We start from the raw sequence: 17,561 nt of genomic DNA, 5'->3' as shown, positions 1-17,561 counted from the left end.
ATCGTCACAGGTCGTTCATACACGGCGGCCAAAAGATCACACCTCTGCGCACTCCTCTCCGAAGGTCCCGGACCTCATGCCACCCACCCTCGCCTCGCTCGTCCATCACTCCGCGCTCAAGCTGACCGTGCGCGCGGGCGAGGACCGGCTGGACGTCCCCGTCCGCTGGGCGCACGTCAGCGAGCTGGCCGATCCCGTCCCCTACATGGAGGGCGGGGAGCTGCTGCTGATCACCGCGCTGAAGCTGGACGCGGAGGATCCGGAGGCGATGCGGCGGTATGTGAAGCGGCTGGCCGGGGCGGGGGTGGTGGGGCTCGGGTTCGCCGTCGGGGTCACCTACGACGAGATCCCCGGGGCCCTCGTCGAGGCGGCCCGCGACGAGGGGCTCCCGCTGCTCGAGGTGCCGCGCCGCACTCCTTTCCTCGCGATCAGCAAGGCCGTGTCCGCGGCGATCGCCGCCGACCAGTACCGGTCCGTCACCGCGGGCTTCGCCGCCCAGCGCGAACTGACCAAGCAGGCCCTGACCGGCGGCCCGGAGGGGCTGCTCGCCGCGCTCGCCTCCCAGGTGGACGGTTGGGCGGCGCTCTACGACGCCTCGGGCGCCGTCGTCGCCACCGCGCCGGAGTGGGCCGGCCGCCGTGCCGCGCGCCTCACCGCCGACGTGGAACGGCTGCGGGAACGGTCCGCGCCCGCCTCCTCCGTGGTCGGGGGGTCCGGCACCTCCGACAACGACGACCGTGTGGAGCTGCACTCCCTGGGCACCGGGCGGCGGCCGCGGTCCGCGCTGGCGGTGGGGACGGCCGCGGCGCTCGGTACGGCGGAGCGGTACGCGGTGCACTCGGCGATCGCGCTGCTGACGCTCACGACCGAGCGGTCCCGCTCACTGCAGGCGGCCGAACAGCGGATCGGGGCGGCGGTGCTGCGGATGCTGCTCGCGGGCGAGCCGGAGCACGCGCGCACGGTCGCGGGCGATCTGTACGGCGGGCTCCTGGACGCGCCCTTCCGGCTGATCGTGGCGGAGACGGTCGCCGTGTCGTCCGTGCGGATCGCCGCCGACGCCCCCACCCGGGTCCCGTCCGCCGCCGCGCTCGCCGCGGCCGCCGACACGGACGGAGATCCGCTCGAGGCGCTGACCGAGGTCGTGGAGTCCGCGGCGGCCCGCTCCGGCGAGGCCGTGCTCGTGGTCCCCGAGCGGGAGCGGCTGGTGGTGCTGGCCGCGGACGGTGGGGCCGCCGTCACCGCGTGCGGCGAGTACGCGGTGGCGCTGGAGGCGGCGCGGACACGGGAACAGGCGAGCGCCGGGGACCAGGACGAACTGGTCGTCGGGGTGTCCGCCCCCGTGGGACCGATCGCCGCCGCGGCCGCCTACAAGCAGGCCGAACAGGCACTGTCGGTCGCCCGGCGACGGGGCCGGGTGTACGTCGAGCACGAGCAGCTGGCCTCCGGGTCGGTGCTGCCGCTGCTCGCCGACGACGCGGTACGGGCCTTCGCGGACGGCCTTCTGCGGCCGCTGTACGAGCACGACGCGACCGGCCGGGGCGACCTGGTCGCCTCGTTGCGGGCCTGGCTCTCCCGGCACGGCCAGTGGGACGCGGCGGCCGCGGACCTCGGCGTTCACCGGCACACCCTGCGGTACCGGATGCGGCGGGTCGAGGAGATCCTCGGCCGGTCGCTGGACGATCCCGATGTGCGGATGGAGCTGTGGCTGGCGTTGAAGGCGACGACGTCGGCCGAGTAGACATCGCCCGGGGGCGCCGAACCGGAGTGTCCGAGTGGCCCACTGCTCCACCCCGGACAAATTCGATCTCGTCCTCCCGGCCCTACCGTGGAGTCATGACTTCCACCCACGCCTTCTGGCTCGCCGGCCGCCGGGTCACCGGCGAGGACACCTTCGACGTCACCTCCCCGTGGGACGGCCGGCTCGTGGGCAGGGTCGCCGTGCCCGACGACGCGCAGATCGAGGAGGCCGTGGCCGCCGCGTACGCCGTACGGGACGAGTTCGCCGCCACCCCCGCCCACGTCCGCGCCGCCGCCCTCGACCACGTCAGCCGCAGGCTCGTCGAACGCACCGAGGAGATCGCGCAGCTGATCTCCGCCGAGAACGGCAAGCCGATCAAGTGGGCCCGGGGGGAGGTCGGCCGTGCCGTCTCGGTGTTCCGGTTCGCCGCGGAGGAGGCCCGGCGGTTCAACGGCGGTGAGGCTCAGCGCCTCGACACCGACCTGGGCGGTCAGGGCCGCCTCGCGCTGACCCGGCGCTTCCCGAAGGGTGTCGTGCTCGGTATCGCGCCCTTCAACTTCCCGCTCAACCTCTGCGCCCACAAGATCGCCCCGGCGATCGCGGCCGGCGCCCCGATCATCCTGAAGCCGGCCCCGGCCACCCCGCTCTCCGGGCTGATCATCGGCGACCTCCTCGCCGAGACCGAGCTGCCCGCCGGTTCCTGGAGCATCCTGCCCGTCCCGAACGACCGGATGCCCGCCCTCGTCCAGGACGAGCGGCTGCCCGTGATCTCCTTCACCGGTTCCGAGAAGGTCGGTTACGCGATCATGGACTCGGTGCCGCGCAAGCACTGCACCCTGGAGCTCGGCGGCAACGGCGCGGCGGTCGTCCTCGGCGACTACGCGAGCGACGAGGACCTCGACTGGGCCGCGACCCGCATCGCGACCTTCTCCAACTACCAGGGCGGCCAGTCCTGCATCTCGGTGCAGCGGGTGATCGCCGACGCGTCGGTGTACGACCGGCTGCTCCCGCGGATCGTCGCCGCCGTCGAGGCCCAGGTCACCGGTGACCCGGGCGACGACAGGACCGACGTCGGCCCGCTGGTCAGCGAGGACGCGGCGGTACGCGTCGAGGCGTGGGTGAAGGAGGCCGTCGAGGCGGGTGCCACCCTGCTCACCGGCGGCGACCGCGACGGCGCCTCCTACGCGCCGACCGTCCTGACCGACGTCCCGGCCGACACGACGATCTCCTGCGAGGAGGTCTTCGGCCCCGTCCTCACCGTGCAGAAGGCCGACGGCGAGGCCGCGGCGTTCGCCGCCGTCAACTCCTCCAAGTACGGGCTCCAGGCAGGCGTGTTCACCCACGACCTGCAGGCCGCCTTCCGCGCCCACCGGGCGCTGGAGGTCGGCGGCGTGGTCGTCGGTGACGTGCCCTCCTACCGCGCCGACCAGATGCCGTACGGCGGCGTCAAGCAGTCCGGTGTGGGCCGCGAGGGCGTGAAGTTCGCGATGGAGGACTACACGTACGAGCGGGTGCTGGTGCTGACGGGGCTCGCCCTCTAGCCAAAGCCCTCTAGCCAAAGCCCTTTGGCCAAAGCTCTCTGGCCAAAGCTCTCTAGCTAATGGGAACCATTTCCATATAGGGTTCTCGAAGAGGCCCGGCACCGATGCCTTCCGGTGCCGGGCCTCTTCTTGTCGTCAGCCGCTCCGGACCCTCAACCGGAGAAGCCGACGTGCGCGAGCCGCAGCGGGCCGCGCAGCCTGAGATGCACGTCGTGCACGCCCTCGGCGACGATCTCGGCGCCGAGAGTGGTGTAGTCGTACGGTCCGGAGTCGGATTCCTCCACCTGCACGGCGGCGAGCACCGTGCCCCCGTCCAGCGACAGTTCGACCGCGCCCTCGCCGGACACCGTCATGGTGACACCGGAGACACCGTCCCCGAAGTCGCAGTCCCGGTAGACCAGTTCGCCGGTACGCCCCTCGGCCGCCGTCACCGCGTCGCCGGCCGTCCTCGTCCGGTCGACGATCTCGACGCCGCTCTGCTCGTCGAAGTCCACACCCTCCAGGCCCCGTTGGAGCACGGGGCGCGGCGCGCCGGGCTCGCCGTCGAGCAGCACCGTCGTCCGCAGCCGGATGTCCTCGCTGGAGGCACCGGCCAGCAGCTCGTACGGGCCCGGCTCCAGGCGCGAGCGGCCCTGCGCCACGTCCCAGAACTCGAAGGCGCGCAAGGGGACTTCGAAGGACAGCTCCTCCCGGGCGCCCGGGGCGAGCGTCACCCGCCGGTGGGCCACGAGTTCGCGGCGCGGGCGGGGGAGTGCCGGGTCCACCGCGCGGGTGTAGAGCTGGGCGACCTCGTCGGCGGTGACGTCACCGGTGTTCGTGATCGCGAACGAGACATGCAGCGCCCCTTCGGCCACGCGGGACGTGAGGTCGCCGTACGAGAAGGACGTGTACGACAGCCCGTGGCCGAACGGGAACAGGGGCGTGCCCTCGAAGTACAGGTACGTCTGGCGGCTGCCGATGACGTCGTAGTCGAGGAGGCCGGGGAGGTCGGCGTCGTTCTCGTACCAGGTCTGGGGGAGGCGGCCCGCGGGAGAGACGTCCCCGGCCAGGACGCGGGCCAGGGCGGTGCCGGCCGCCTGGCCGCCGTGGGCCGTCCAGAGCGCCGCGGCCAGGTCGGACGTGTCGACCGCGTAGGGGTAGGCCGAGACCAGGGCCAGGACCGTGCGGGGGTGGGCGGCGCGCGCCGCCCGCAGCAGGCGCTCCTGGTGGGCGGGAAGCCGCAGGGACGCCCGGTCCTCGGTCTCACGGCCGTTGATGTGCGGGTCGTTGCCCGCGACGACCAGGACCACGTCCGCCTCGGACGTGACGCGGGTCACTGCGTCCTCGCCGCGTTCGGCGATGATCAGCTCAAAAGTTTCCGCGTTCTCGTCGGCAACCTTCACTCCGTCCGCGGCGACAGTGACGTGGCGGCCCGTGCCGATGTGCCTGAGGAGGTGACCGTTCGCGTGCGGTTCCAGGCGGAAGGTCTCCTGGACGACCCAGCCCCCCGGCTGGTCGGCGGAGGCGCGCAGGTAGCCGTCCTCGGCGACGGAGAGATAGCGGCCGTCGGGGGCGCGGAGCGTGAGGACGCCCTCGTCCCAGTCGACCAGCGCGAACTCGGTGCCGGTCGCGTCGGTCGTCAGCGGGGGCAGGTCCGTGCGGCCCGCGAGCAGCGCCGGGTCCAGGGCGCCCTCGGCGCCGCGCACCTCGTCCTCGCCGTCGCCGGAGGCCAGGACATGCAGAAACGTCCCGGCGGAGGTCTTCAGGAGGACCCGGTCCACCCCCTCCGCGAACTCCACCCGCTCGGCGCCGAACCGCTCGTACAGCCCCTCCAGCGGGGTGGAGCGGTGGATGAGCGTGCCGCTGTACCAGTCGAGCTTGCACTCGTCGGCGAGCAGGCCGACCACGGCGAGCCGGGTGCCGGGGGCGAGCGGGAGCACGCCGTCGTTCCTGAGCAGCACGATCGCCTGCTCGGCGGCCTCCTGGGCGAGCGCGCGGTGTGCCGGGGTGTCGAAGTCCTTGACGTCGGCGTGCGGGTCGTAGCGCGGGTCGAACTCGCCGAGCCGGAAGCGGACCGAGAGCTGCCGGCGGACCGCGGCGTCGATGTCGGCCTCGGTCAACAGGCCCTGCTCGTAGGCCTTCCGGATCCGGCCGACCATCTGCGAGCTGTCCGTGCCGTGGTCGGTGAAGCTGTCGACGCCCGCCCGCAGGGAGGCCGCGGTGGCCTCCTCGTGGGTGTCGAAGTAGTGCTCGTGGTCGACCAGGTTGGAGGGCGCGCCCGCGTCCGAGCAGACCAGCAGCTCCTCGTCGGTCCAGGCGCGCAAGTGCTCGCGCAGATAGGGCGAGACGTGGTTGGGGCGGCCGTTGACCAGGTTATACGCGGGCATCACCCCGGCCACCGCGCCCGCCTCGACCGTCTCGCGGAAGGCGCGCAGATCGTACTCGTGCAGCACGCGCGGACGCACCGAGCTCGACGAAGTGGCGCGGTCCGTCTCGTTGTTGTGGGCGAGCCAGTGCTTGAGCACCGGGGCGGTGCGCCAGTACGTGGGGTGCTCGCCGCGCAGCCCGTGGGTGTAGGCGGTGGCGATGGCCGAGGTGAGCTTCGGGTCCTCCGAGTAGCCCTCCTCGTTACGGCCCCACAGCGGGTGCCGGAGCAGATTGACCGTCGGTGCCCAGATGTTGAGGCCGACCCTGTCGTCGCGGGCGCGCATCGCCCGGACCTCCTTGGACACCGCCTCGCCGATCCGGCGTACGAGATCGGTGTTCCAGGTCGCGCCGAGGCCCACCGCCTGCGGGAACACCGTCGCGGGTCCCATCCACGCGACGCCGTGCAGCGCCTCCTGGCCGGTACGGAACGCGGAGATGCCCAGCCGCTCGACGGCAGGGGCGAACTGGTGCAGGAATCCGGTCTTCTCGTCGAGGGTCAGCCGCGACAGCAGATCGTCGATGCGCTTCGCGAACGGCAGATGCGGATCGCGAAACGGTGGTGTGTGCGGCGGGTGTGCGGTCACGTGGGGATCCCCCTGCGATGGATCGGTTCGATGCTTTCGAAGCGCTTCGATGCTCATTCGACATCGGGGTGGGTGTCAAGGGATCCACACCGTCACTTCAAGCGGTGCATAAGAAAAGGTCACCCCTTATGCCTCGGAGGAATCTTGGGATCGACCCTTGTGCACCCCTGGGCGTTCACTTAACCTCACAGCAACATCGAAGCGCTTCGACTACGGATTCCGTCGCACTGTCGAAGCATCGCTTCAGCTCAGCCAGTTCCACTCAAGACACCGCAGCCGACGGCTCCACCGCCGGGTGTCCTGGTGCGCCATGAAGGGTTGACGCAATGACGCCGAACGCCGCTGCCCCCTCCTCCGGTCCTTCCGGGCCGAGCCGGAGAAGCTTCCTCGCCTCCACCGCGGTCGCCACCGCAGCGGTGGCGGGCGGGATGCCGCTGCTTGCCGCCTGTGGCGGCTCGGACAGCGGCGAGCGCGAAGGGACCACGTCGGGCAAGGCCGCGGACAAGCTGCTCCCGGCGTTCGTCGCCAGCACGGTCGCGAACCCGGACCTGCCGTCCAAGAACGGCTCGGCCGCCGGCTACACCGGCAAGGTCGACCTCGCGGCCCTCAAGGCCTCGGTCCCGGAGAAGCTCGGCACCGGCGCCCCCTTCAAGGTCATGTCCCCGTTCTGGGGCTCCCCGCCGAAGGCCGGCTGCGCCTACTACACGGCGCTGGACGCGGCGGCGGGCACGAAGGTCACCTGGCAGAACCAGGACGGCAACACCTATGGCCAGAAGCTGGGCGCCGTCCTGGCCTCCAGCTCCATTCCCGACATGGTGGTCGTGCCGAGCTGGGAACTGGTCGGCAAGATCGCGAACGCGGTCACCGCGAAGTTCATGGACCTCGGCCCCTACCTGGCGGGCGACAAGGTCAAGAAGTACCCGAACCTGGCCGCGATCCCCTCCGACGCCTGGCGCATGGGCATCTTCGGCGGCGCGCTGCGCGGCATACCGATGCCCGCCGCCACCGCGAACTGGATCGCGCCCCTGTACCGCAAGGACCTCTTCGACAAGAAGGGCTACTCGGTACCCAAGTCGGCCGACGAGTTCCTCAGTTGGGCCAAGGAGGCCACCAGTTCCAAGGCCAAGGTGTGGGCCTGCGGTGACATGACCTGGTCGGCGTGGAGCTTCTTCGGCGTCCGCGGCTCCGGGTCGATCGGCTGGGACATCGGGTCCGACGGCAAGCTGACGTACCGCATCGAGCAGCCCGAGTACCTGGAAGCCCTGGAGTGGGTCCGCAAGCTGTTCGACGCGGGCGTGGTCCACCCCGACGACAAGGCACGCACGGGCGACGCGGGCCAGCGCTTCACCGCCGGACAGATCCTGGTCTGGAACACCAACATCGCCGACTGGTACGGGAAGGCCTCCGAACAGGCCCAGTCCAACCCGGACCTCGTGATCGACGCCATGGACCTCTTCGGCGCGGACGGCGGCAACCCGAAGCTGTACGCCTCCTCGCCCGCCACCATCTGGTCGCTGATCCGCAAGGGCGCCTCGAAAGCGACGATCGAGAACGCGCTGGCCGCAGCCAACTTCTCGGCCGCGCCCTACGGCACCAAGGAGCGGATGCTCGTCGACTACGGCGTCGAGGGCACCCACTACACCGTCAAGGACGGCGTCCCGGTCAAGAACGACCTGGGCAACTCCGAGGTGCTCAACGCCTGGGTCATGCTGGCCGCACCGGCCGCCTACTACGCCCACCCCGACCTCCCCGAGGTCGCCCGCAAGCAGGTCGAGTGGCAGCAGCGGATGGGGGCCTTCATGAAGAAGACGTCCACCTTCGGCATGAACATCGTCGAGCCGACCCGCTGGGCCAACCTCTCCAGCCAGTTCGAGCAGCTGGAGATCGACTACGTGCGCGGCAACCGCAAGCTGTCCGATGTGCAGGCCGCCATCTCCACGTGGAAGTCCTCCGGCGGCGACAAGCTGCGCGACTGGTACAAGCAGCTCATCGACAAGAACGGCAGCGCCAACTGATGTCCATCACGGCCGGGAGCAGGCCTGACGGGACTCGTCCCCCCGCGGCCGTCGAGGAACCGACGGCCGCGGTCGCCGCCGCGGCGGAGGCGCGGGTGCCGCGCAAGGCGGGCAAGGCGGGCAAGGTCCCCTTCCGGGTCCGGCTGCGCCGCGACCGTACGCTCATCCTGATGACGCTGCCCGTCATCCTCCTGCTCCTGCTCTTCAACTACGTCCCGCTGCTGGGCAACGTCGTCGCCTTCCAGGACTACGACCCCTACGTCTCCAGCAATGGCGTCACCGCGATCTTCCACAGCCCCTGGGTCGGCGTCGAGCAGTTCTCGCGGATGATCGACGACCCGCTGTTCTGGGGCGCCGCGAAGAACACCATCATGCTGTTCGTGCTTCAGCTGGTGCTGTTCTTCCCGATCCCCATCGCCCTCGCGCTGCTCATCAACAGTGTGATCCGGCCCCGGGTCCGGGCCGTGGCGCAGGCGATCATGTATCTGCCGCACTTCTTCTCGTGGGTCCTCGTCGTCACCGTCTTCCAGCAGATCTTCGGCGGCGCGGGCATCATCGCCCAGACCCTGGAGGACCACGGCTGGAGCGGCTTCGACCTGATGACCAACGCGGGCCTGTTCAAGTACCTGGTCACCGCGCAGGCCGTGTGGAAGGACGCCGGCTGGGGGATCATCGTCTTCCTCGCCGCGCTGGCCGCGGTCAGCACCGACCTGTACGAGGCCGCCGCGATGGACGGCGCCGGGCGCTGGCGGCGCATGTGGCACGTCACGCTGCCCGCGCTGCGCCCGGTGATCGCGCTGCTGCTGGTCCTCAGGGTGGGCGACGCGCTCAGCGTCGGCTTCGAGCAGTTCCTGCTCCAGCGGGACGCGGTCGGCGTGGGGGTCAGCGAGGTCCTCGACACCTATGTGTGGAACATGGGTATCCAGAACGGCGACTTCAGCTACGCGGCCGCGGTCGGCCTCGTCAAGGGAGTCATAGGAATCTGCCTCGTGCTGGGTGCGAACAAGTTCGCGCACCTGCTCGGCGAGCAGGGGGTGTACCAGAAATGAGCCTCAACACGCAGCTCGTCCGCAGTCTCAAGGCCCCCGCCCGCCCGGTGTGGGAAGAGCCGCCCAGCAAGGCCGGCATCACCGCGAAGAGCGGCTTCCTCGCGCTGTGCTGCCTGGGGGTGCTCGGCCCGCTGTGGATCGTGATCGTCACCAGCCTGTCCCCGAAACCGGTGATCGACCGGGTCGGCGGCCTGGTCGTGATCCCCCAGGGCATCACCTTCGTCAACTACACCGAACTGCTCAGCGGTGGCCAGGTCAGCCGGGCCATCATGGTCTCGGTCGGGGTCACGCTCACCGGCACGGTGTTCTCCATGGCGGTGTCGGTGCTGGCGGCCTACGGTCTGTCGCGGCCGGGGAGTCTGGGACACCGGCTCTTCCTGGTCATCATGATGGCGACGATGTTCTTCGGCGCCGGGCTCATCCCGACGTACCTGCTCGTGCAGTCGCTGGGACTCACCGACACCTATCTGTCGCTGATCCTGCCGAGCGCGGTCAGCGTCTTCAACATCCTCGTGCTGCGGGCCTTCTTCATGGGCATCTCACCCGAGCTCACCGAGTCCGCGCGCATCGACGGGGCCGGTGACCTGCGGATCCTGCTGACCATCATCATGCCGCTGTCACGGGCCGTGCTGGCCGTGATCTCGCTGTTCTACGCGGTCGGGTACTGGAGTGCCTGGTTCAACGCGTCCATCTATCTCAGCGACCAGGACATGATGCCGTTGCAGAACGTGCTCATTCAGCTGGTCCAGAAGAACACGGCGAACCCCACGGGGCTTCAGCAGGCGGTGCGTACGGGGCAGTTGTCGGCGCTGGGATTGCAGATGGCGGTCATGGTGCTGGCGTTGATTCCTGTCGCGGTTGCTTCTCCGTTCGTCCAGCGGCACTTCAAGAAGGGCATGTTGACGGGTGCGGTGAAGGGCTGACCGTTCGCCATCCCGGAGGGGTGGTTCTGTCGGACGGCGGCCGCGAGTCCGTTGTGGCTGGGCGCGCAGTTCCCCGCGCCCCTTAGTGGGCTTACTTCCCCTTAGTTCAGAGCGAGGTTTGTCATGCTTACGTCCAGGCTGAGCCGGCGTGCTGTTCTGGCCGGGACCGCGGCTGCCGCCGCGCTCACCACCGTTCCTTCCCTCCAAGGGCGTGCGGAAGCCGCCTCGGTCACCCCCACCTACCGCTGGCGCACCGCCGTCATCGGTGGCACCGGATTCGTCACCGGTGTGCTCTTCCATCCCACCGTGCGGGGGCTCGCCTACGCCCGTACCGACATCGGCGGGGCCTATCGCTGGGACGACCGGAGCGCGCGCTGGACTCCGCTCAACGACGATCTCGGGTGGGACGACTGGAACCTCCTCGGGGTCGAGGCCATCGCCGTCGATCCCGCTCACCCGAACCGGGTGTATCTGTCCCTCGGTGCCTACGCCCAGTCCTGGGCCGGAAACGGGGCGGTCCTGCGGTCCGAGGACCGTGGCGCCACCTGGGCCCGTACCGATCTCACCGTGAAGCTCGGTGGGAACGAGGACGGGCGGGGGGCGGGTGAGCGGCTGCTCGTCGATCCGCGGGACAGCGACACGCTGTGGCTGGGGACCCGACACGACGGGCTGCTCAAGTCCACGGACCGGGGCGCGACCTGGAAGGCGGTGAGCTTCCCGGCCACCCCGAGCGCCACCGGCCAGGGCATCACCCTCCTCGTCGCCGTGGGCCGCAGCGTCTACGCCGGCTGGGGCGACTCGGACGGCACCGCTGCCAACCTGTACCGCACCGTCGACGGGGCCACCTGGGAAGCCGTCCCCGCGCAGCCCTCCGGTGCCGCCGCGAAGGTGCCGATCCGGGCCGCCTACGACTGCCACACTCGCGAGCTGTACGTCACCTACGCCAACGCACCCGGCCCCAACGGACAGTCCGACGGCAGTGTGCACAAGCTGGCCACGGCGAGCGGCAAGTGGACCGACGTCACGCCCGTGAAGCCCGGCGGGACGACGGCTGGGGGCACCTCCCGCTCGAGCGAAGCCGAGAGTGGGGGAGGCTCCGCCGACACCTTCGGGTACGGCGGAGTCGCCGTCGACGCCCGCAGGCCCGGCACGGTCGTCGTCTCCACCAACAACCGCTGGGCGGCCGTCGACACCCTGTACCGGAGCACGAACGGCGGACGCACCTGGACCTCCCTCAAGGAGTCCGCGGTCCTCGACGTGTCCGAGACCCCGTTCCTCACCTTCGGGGCCGACGCGCCCAAGTTCGGCTGGTGGATCCAGGCCCTCGCCGTCGATCCGTACGACTCGAAGCACATCGTCCACGGCACTGGCGCCACCCTCTACGGCACCCGGGACCTCAAGCACTGGGCGCCGCAGATCCGCGGCCTCGAGGAGACCTCCGTACGCATGCTGATCTCGCCCCCGACCGGGGAGGCGCACCTGCTCAGCGGTCTCGGGGACGTCGGGGTGATGTACCACGAGCGGCTCACGGCGTCGCCGTCGCGGGGCATGGCGAGCAACCCCGTGTTCGGTTCGGCGACGGGCCTCGCGCAGGCCGCGGCCCGGCCGGCGTACGTCGTCCGCACGGGCTTCGGCGACCACGGCAACGGCGCCTTCTCGAACGACGGCGGCAAGTCCTGGGCGCCCTTCGCGGCCCAGCCCGCCCTCGCCAAGGACGCGCCGGGGCCGATCGCCACCAACAGCGACGGCAGCGTGCTGCTGTGGACCTTCGTGCACTGGGACGGCACCAAGTACTCCGCCCAGCGCTCCACGGACAACGGAGCGAGCTGGTCGGAGGTCTCCACCTACCCCAAGGGCGCCACCCCGCTCGCCGACCCCGCCGACCCGACGCGCTTCTACGCGTACGACACCGACACCGGCACCCTGTTCGCCAGCACGGACGGCGGCCTCACCTTCACCGGCCGCGCGAGCGGACTGCCCTCCGGCGACAGCCAGTTCCAGTTGACGGCGGCCCCTGGGCGCTCCGGCGACCTGTGGCTCAGCACCAAGACGAACGGCCTGTACCGGTCCACCGACGGCGGAGCGACCTTCACCAAGCTCACCAGCTGCTGGGCCTCGCACACCCTCGCCTTCGGAAAGGCGGCCAAGGGCGCCGACCACCCGGCGATCTACATGGTCGGCGCCACGGAGGCGATCACCGGCGTGTACCGCTCCGACGACGGCGCGAAGACCTGGGTGCGCGTCAACGACGACCGGCACCAGTGGGGTTGGATCGGCGCGACCATCGCCGCCGACCCGCGGCTGTACGGCCGCGTCTACATCGCCACCAACGGCCGGGGCATCCAGTACGGGGAGCCCGTCTGATGGCCGTGGAAAGGAGGCCGCACCTGGGCGACGCCACCCGCGGCCGCATCCTCTACGGCGGCGACTACAACCCCGAGCAGTGGCCCGAGGAGACCTGGCCGGAGGACGTCCGGCTGATGAGGGCCGCCGGCGTCAACTCCGTCACCGTCGGGGTCTTCTCCTGGGCCAGGCTCGAACCCCGGCCGGGGGAGCGGGACTTCGGCTGGCTGGACCGGCTGATGGACCTCATGCACGACAACGGCATCGGGGTCGTCCTCGCCACCCCCACCTCCTCGCCACCGCCGTGGATGGGCCACCTGCACCCCGACACCCTGCCCGTCACCGAGGACGGCCGCACCGAGTACTGGGGCGGGCGCCAGCACTTCTCGCACTCCAGCGCCACCTACCGCCGTTACGCCGCCGCCATCAGCGAGGACCTCGCCGCCCGCTACGGCGGCCACCCGGCCCTCACGATGTGGCACATCAACAACGAGTACTGCACCTACGACTGGAGCGACGAGGCCGCCGCCCGCTTCCGCACCTGGCTGCGGCAACGCTACGGCTCCCTCGACGCCCTCAACTCCGCCTGGGGAACCGCCTTCTGGAGCCAGGGCTACGGCGACTGGGCCGAGATCCACACGCCTCGCCACGCCCACTACATGAAGAACCCCAGCCAGGTGCTGGACTTCAAGCGGTTCACCTCCGACATGCTCCTCGAGTGCTACCTCGCCGAGCGGGACATCGTCCGCCGGGCCACCCCGAACACCCCGGTGACCAGCAACTTCATGCCCCTGTGGGTCGGCCAGGACGCCTGGCGCTGGGCCGAGGAGGAGGACGTCGTCTCCGTCGACCTCTATCCGGACCCCCGTGATCCTCTCGGGGCTCAACAGGGCGCTCTCGTCCAGGACATGACCCGCTCGCAGGCCCGTGGGCCGTGGATGCTCATGGAGCAGGCCGCCGGACCGGTCAACTGGCGGGGCGTGAACCACCCCAAGCCCCGTGGGCTGAACCGCCTCTGGTCCCTCCAGGCCGTCGCCCGCGGGGCCGACGCCGTCTGCTTCTTCCAGTGGCGCCAGTCCCGGCAAGGCGCGGAGAAGTTCCACTCCGGCATGGTCAGCCACGCGGGGGAGGAGGGACGCACCTATCAGGAGGTCAAGCGGCTCGGAGCCGAACTGGCCGCGATCTCAGCGCAGGTGACGGGATGTCACACCGCCCACGACATCGCTGTCCTGCACGACTGGCATGCCTGGTGGGCCGGCGCCCAGGACGGCCGCCTCTCCAGCGAGGCCGACTACCCCGACGTCCTCAAGGCCTGGCACCGCGCGCTCTGGCAAGCCCACCTCACCACCGACTTCGCTCACCCCGAACACGACCTCACCGCCTACAAGGTGGTCGTCGTCCCCCAGCTGTACGCCCTCACCGACGCGGCGATCGACAACCTCCTCGGCTACGTCCACCAGGGCGGCACCCTCGTCTCCGGATTCCTCACCGGCGTCGCCGACGAGGACGACCGGGTGCGCCCCGGAGGCATGGACGCCCGGCTGCGCGACCTGTTCGGCATCCGCACCCTGCACGAGTGGTGGCCGCTGGACGCGGGGGAGTACGCGGAATGCGACGACTTCCGCGGCACCCTGTGGTCGGAGGAGATCGACAAGTCCGAGGACGCCACAACAGAGGCCTCGTACAAGGGCGGTGAGCTCGACGGGCTGCCCGCCGTGCTGCGCAGGGGCCGCGCCTGGTACCTCTCGACGCTTCCCGAGCCGGGCGCCCTGCGCGAGCTCCTCGCCGGGATCGCCACGGGAGCGGGCGTGCGACCGGTCCTCGACGGACTGCCCGACCAGGTCGAGGCCGTCCGCCGCGGTGACCTGCTCTTCCTGCTCCACCACGGCCGCGAGCCGGTGACGGTCCGGGTGCCGGGCACCCACCACGACCTGCTGACCGGAACGGCCGTCACGAACCAACTCACCCTGGAACGTTACGGTGTGGCGGTACTGCGCCCATGAACCTCGTCCACGGCACCTGGGAACGCGAACCGGCCGCGCGCTGGGAGGACGGCTTCCTCAGCGGCAACGGCCACCACGGCGCTCTCCTCTTCGGCGATCCGACCGACGAGCGGGTCGTCGTCACCCACCACACCCTCGTCCGCCCCAACGGCGCCGAACACGCCCGCCCGCCCCGGCTCGCCGCCGGACTCCCCGCGCTCCAGGACCGGTTGCTCTCCGGCGACCTCCACGCGGCCGAGAGCTTCACCGACCGGCGCGAGCTCCAGTGGGTACAGCCCTTCCACCCGGCCTTCGCGATCCGGCTGCGGCGGACCGCGTCCGCCGAAGACTCCGGCTACCGCCGCTCCGTCGACTTCACCACCGGCGTCGCACGGACGGAGTACGACGGCCGCCTCAGCCGCGTCTTCGTCTCCCGTGCCGACGACGTCGTCGTCCACCAGGCCACCACTCCCGACCTGGACATCTCCCTCGACCACCGGCTCCCGAACGCCCCGCACGGCCTCGCCGTCGGCCACGGCGCCGTGCTCACCCCCGAGGGAGCCCTGCTCACCCTGCGCGCCCGCTACCCCGGCAGCGACCGCGCCTACACCGGCGTGACCCTCGTCGTGGTCACGGGCGGCCGTACGACACTCACGCCCCCCGGGCTCCGCGTCACCGGCGCGGACTCCGTCCTCCTGCTGACCCGCGTCCTGCGGCACACCGACGATCCGGACGCGCTCGCCGAGGCCCGCGCCCTGCGCGAGCTGCTGCCCGACCGGCAGGATCCCTACGACGGCCTCCTGGCCCGCCACACCGAGTCCCACCGCACCGCCTACGAACGCGTCACCCTCGACCTCGCCGCCGACCCCGCCGAACGCGCGCTGCCGGGCTCGGAGTTGCTGGAGCGTTCCGACAGTCCCGCCCTCCTGGAACGCCTCTTCGCCGCCGGCCGCTACCACCTGCTCTCCTCCAGCGGCCTCTTCCCACCCCGCCTCAACGGTCTGTGGACCGGCGACTGGGACACCGCATGGTCGGGAGCGTTCACCAACGACGCCAATGTCAACCTCCAGACCGCGTCGGCAGCGAGCGCTGACCTTCCCGAAGTCACCGAAGCCCTCGCCTCCCTGATCCACCGTCAGCTGTCCGACTGGCAGGACAACGCCCGCGAGATCTTCGGCACCCGGGGTGCCGTGGCCCCGCCGCACTCCGACGGCGAGTCCGGGCTGACGTACCACTTCAACCGCGAGTACCCGCTGCACCTGTGGACCGCGGGTGCCGACTGGCTGCTCAAGCCCCTCGTCGACCACGACGAGACCCGCGGCGAACAGGACCCGCGCACCGCCCGTGCGCTCGCCGAAGTCGCCCTGTTCTACGAGGACTTCCTCACCCGCACCGACGCCGACGGCCATCTCGTCGTCGTCCCCTCCTACTCGCCCGAGAACCGTCCCGCGAACGCCAGTTGGGGCGCGATCAACGCGGCCATGGACCTCTCGGCCGCCCGGCACGCCCTGCTCACGGCCGCCGCCTACCACCCCGAGAAGACGGAGGCCTGGCGCGCCCTCGCCTACCGGCTCCCTCCCCACCGGGTCAACGCCGACGGCGCCCTCGCCGAATGGGCGTGGCCCGGCCTCGACGACACCTACGACCACCGCCACCTCAGCCACCTCTACGGTGTCTGGCCACTCGACGAGATCACCCCCTACGACACCCCCGACCTCGCCGGGGCCGCCCACCGCGCCCTCGAACTCCGCGGCTCCGAGAACGACTCGGCCCACGGCCATCTCCACCACGCCCTCGTCGCGGCCCGGCTGCGCGACGCGGAACGGGTCGCGCACGCCCTCGGCCAGGTCCTGGGGGGCGACTTCTTCCACGCCTCGCTGATGAGCGCGCACTACCCGAACCGGCACGTCTACAACGCGGACGCCGCCCACACCCTGCCCGCCGTCCTCGTCGAAATGCTCGTGCAGTCGACACCGGACCGGCTGGTGCTGCTCCCGGCGGTTCCGACCACCTGCCCCCGAGGTGAACTACGGGGCATCCGCACCAGGTTCGGGGCCGCACTCGACCTCACCTGGAGCCCCACCGAAGCGACCGCGGTGCTGCGCCCCACCCGCACCCACCGCGTCGAACTCCGGACTTCCTCCGGCACCGAGCCGCTCGACCTCGTCGCCGGAGAAGACCACGTCCTTCGTCTGGAGGCGTGGTAACCACCCCCGCATTTCCCCCCACCCATGGAAAGGGACACCATGGCAAAGAGCACCCTGCGCAAGATCACCATGGCGGTGCTGGCCCCGGCGATGGCCATCGGCGCCACCGTCGGACTCGCCTCGGCCCCCGCGTCCGCCGCCGTCTGGAACACCTGCGATCAGTACGGCAACACGAGCCTGAACGGCTACACGCTCTACAACAACATCTGGGGCTCCGGCGCCGGCAGCCAGTGCATCTGGGCCAACTCCGGCACCAACTGGGGCGTCAACGCCAACCACCCCAACACCGGCGGCATCAAGTCCTACCCCAACTCCAAGAAGGTGATCAACAAGTCGATCACCTCGCTGGGTTCGCTCTCCAGCAGCTACAACGTCTCGGTCCCGTCGTCCGGCGCGTACAACACGTCGTATGACATCTGGGACACCAACCACAAGTACGAGATCATGCTCTGGGTCAACAAGACCGGAGCCGTCGGCCCGATCGGCAGCTCGCAGGGCAACGTGACGCTCGGCGGCCACACCTGGACCGTGTACAAGGGCACCAACGGGTCGAACCAGGTGTTCTCCTTCGTGCGCACCTCGAACTCGACCTCGGGCACGGTCGACGTCCTCCCGATCCTGAAGTGGATCAAGGACACCAAGGGCTGGTTCGGCAACGAGACCATCGGTGACGTCCAGTTCGGCTTCGAGATCACCAGCTCGTCCGGTGGCCTCAACTTCACCGCGAACAACCTGACCGTAAGCAGCAGTTGACCTGATCGTGGGGCAGCGTC

Annotated in this window: 10 protein-coding genes; 9 read left to right on the top strand and 1 reads right to left on the bottom strand. The window is 70.6% G+C overall.

Annotated elements, in window-relative coordinates:
- Nucleotides 1–76 precede the first annotated feature (76 nt).
- Both OG841_RS13965 and OG841_RS13960 read left to right on the top strand, forming a co-directional pair.
- Nucleotides 77–1,738, top strand: coding sequence for a PucR family transcriptional regulator (locus tag OG841_RS13965; protein WP_365123629.1), 1,662 nt, complete (start codon nt 77–79; stop codon nt 1,736–1,738).
- Between the two features lie 95 nt (nt 1,739–1,833).
- Entirely contained in the window at nt 1,834–3,279 is a 1,446-nt protein-coding gene (locus OG841_RS13960; RefSeq protein WP_365123626.1) for an aldehyde dehydrogenase family protein, read from the top strand.
- 152 nt (nt 3,280–3,431) lie between these two features.
- On the opposite strand, the gene OG841_RS13955 is transcribed toward OG841_RS13960, so the two are convergent.
- On the bottom strand, nt 3,432–6,269 hold the full coding sequence (locus OG841_RS13955; RefSeq protein WP_371565456.1) for a glycoside hydrolase family 3 C-terminal domain-containing protein: 2,838 nt from the start codon (nt 6,267–6,269) through the stop codon (nt 3,432–3,434).
- Nucleotides 6,270–6,595: 326 nt separating this feature from the next.
- Between OG841_RS13955 and OG841_RS13950 the strand changes: the two genes are divergently transcribed.
- The 7 genes from OG841_RS13950 (at nt 6,596) to OG841_RS13920 (ending at nt 17,541) form a co-directional block, all read left to right on the top strand.
- Nucleotides 6,596–8,284, top strand: a complete 1,689-nt coding sequence (locus OG841_RS13950; RefSeq protein ID WP_328641182.1) for an extracellular solute-binding protein — start codon at nt 6,596–6,598, stop codon at nt 8,282–8,284.
- Nucleotides 8,284–9,333, top strand: coding sequence for an ABC transporter permease (locus OG841_RS13945; protein WP_328641183.1), 1,050 nt, complete (start codon nt 8,284–8,286; stop codon nt 9,331–9,333). Before OG841_RS13950 ends, OG841_RS13945 begins: the two co-directional genes overlap by 1 nt.
- A complete protein-coding gene (locus OG841_RS13940) occupies nt 9,330–10,256 on the top strand; it encodes a carbohydrate ABC transporter permease (protein ID WP_031039072.1) in 927 nt (308 codons plus the stop codon). The genes OG841_RS13945 and OG841_RS13940 overlap by 4 nt, the downstream gene beginning before the upstream one ends.
- 123 nt (nt 10,257–10,379) lie before the next feature.
- Complete coding sequence (locus tag OG841_RS13935; protein WP_328641184.1) at nt 10,380–12,620, top strand: WD40/YVTN/BNR-like repeat-containing protein; 2,241 nt, start codon at nt 10,380–10,382, stop codon at nt 12,618–12,620.
- The gene (locus OG841_RS13930; protein ID WP_371565454.1) at nt 12,620–14,602 is read left to right on the top strand and encodes a beta-galactosidase; all 1,983 of its coding nucleotides are present in this window, start codon (nt 12,620–12,622) and stop codon (nt 14,600–14,602) included. The genes OG841_RS13935 and OG841_RS13930 overlap by 1 nt, the downstream gene beginning before the upstream one ends.
- A complete protein-coding gene (locus tag OG841_RS13925; protein WP_371565453.1) occupies nt 14,599–16,788 on the top strand; it encodes a glycosyl hydrolase family 95 catalytic domain-containing protein in 2,190 nt (729 codons plus the stop codon). The genes OG841_RS13930 and OG841_RS13925 overlap by 4 nt, the downstream gene beginning before the upstream one ends.
- Nucleotides 16,789–16,827: 39 nt before the next feature.
- Nucleotides 16,828–17,541 carry a glycoside hydrolase family 12 protein gene (locus OG841_RS13920; protein ID WP_328641187.1) on the top strand — a complete coding sequence of 238 codons (714 nt, stop codon included), beginning with the start codon at nt 16,828–16,830 and terminating at the stop codon, nt 17,539–17,541.
- Nucleotides 17,542–17,561 lie beyond the last annotated feature (20 nt).

It is taken from the genome of Streptomyces canus (genome assembly GCF_041435015.1).
Taxonomy (GTDB): domain Bacteria; phylum Actinomycetota; class Actinomycetes; order Streptomycetales; family Streptomycetaceae; genus Streptomyces; species Streptomyces canus_G.
Note: the sequence above shows the minus strand (reverse complement) of the source record. Positions and strands in the feature narration are given on the sequence as shown.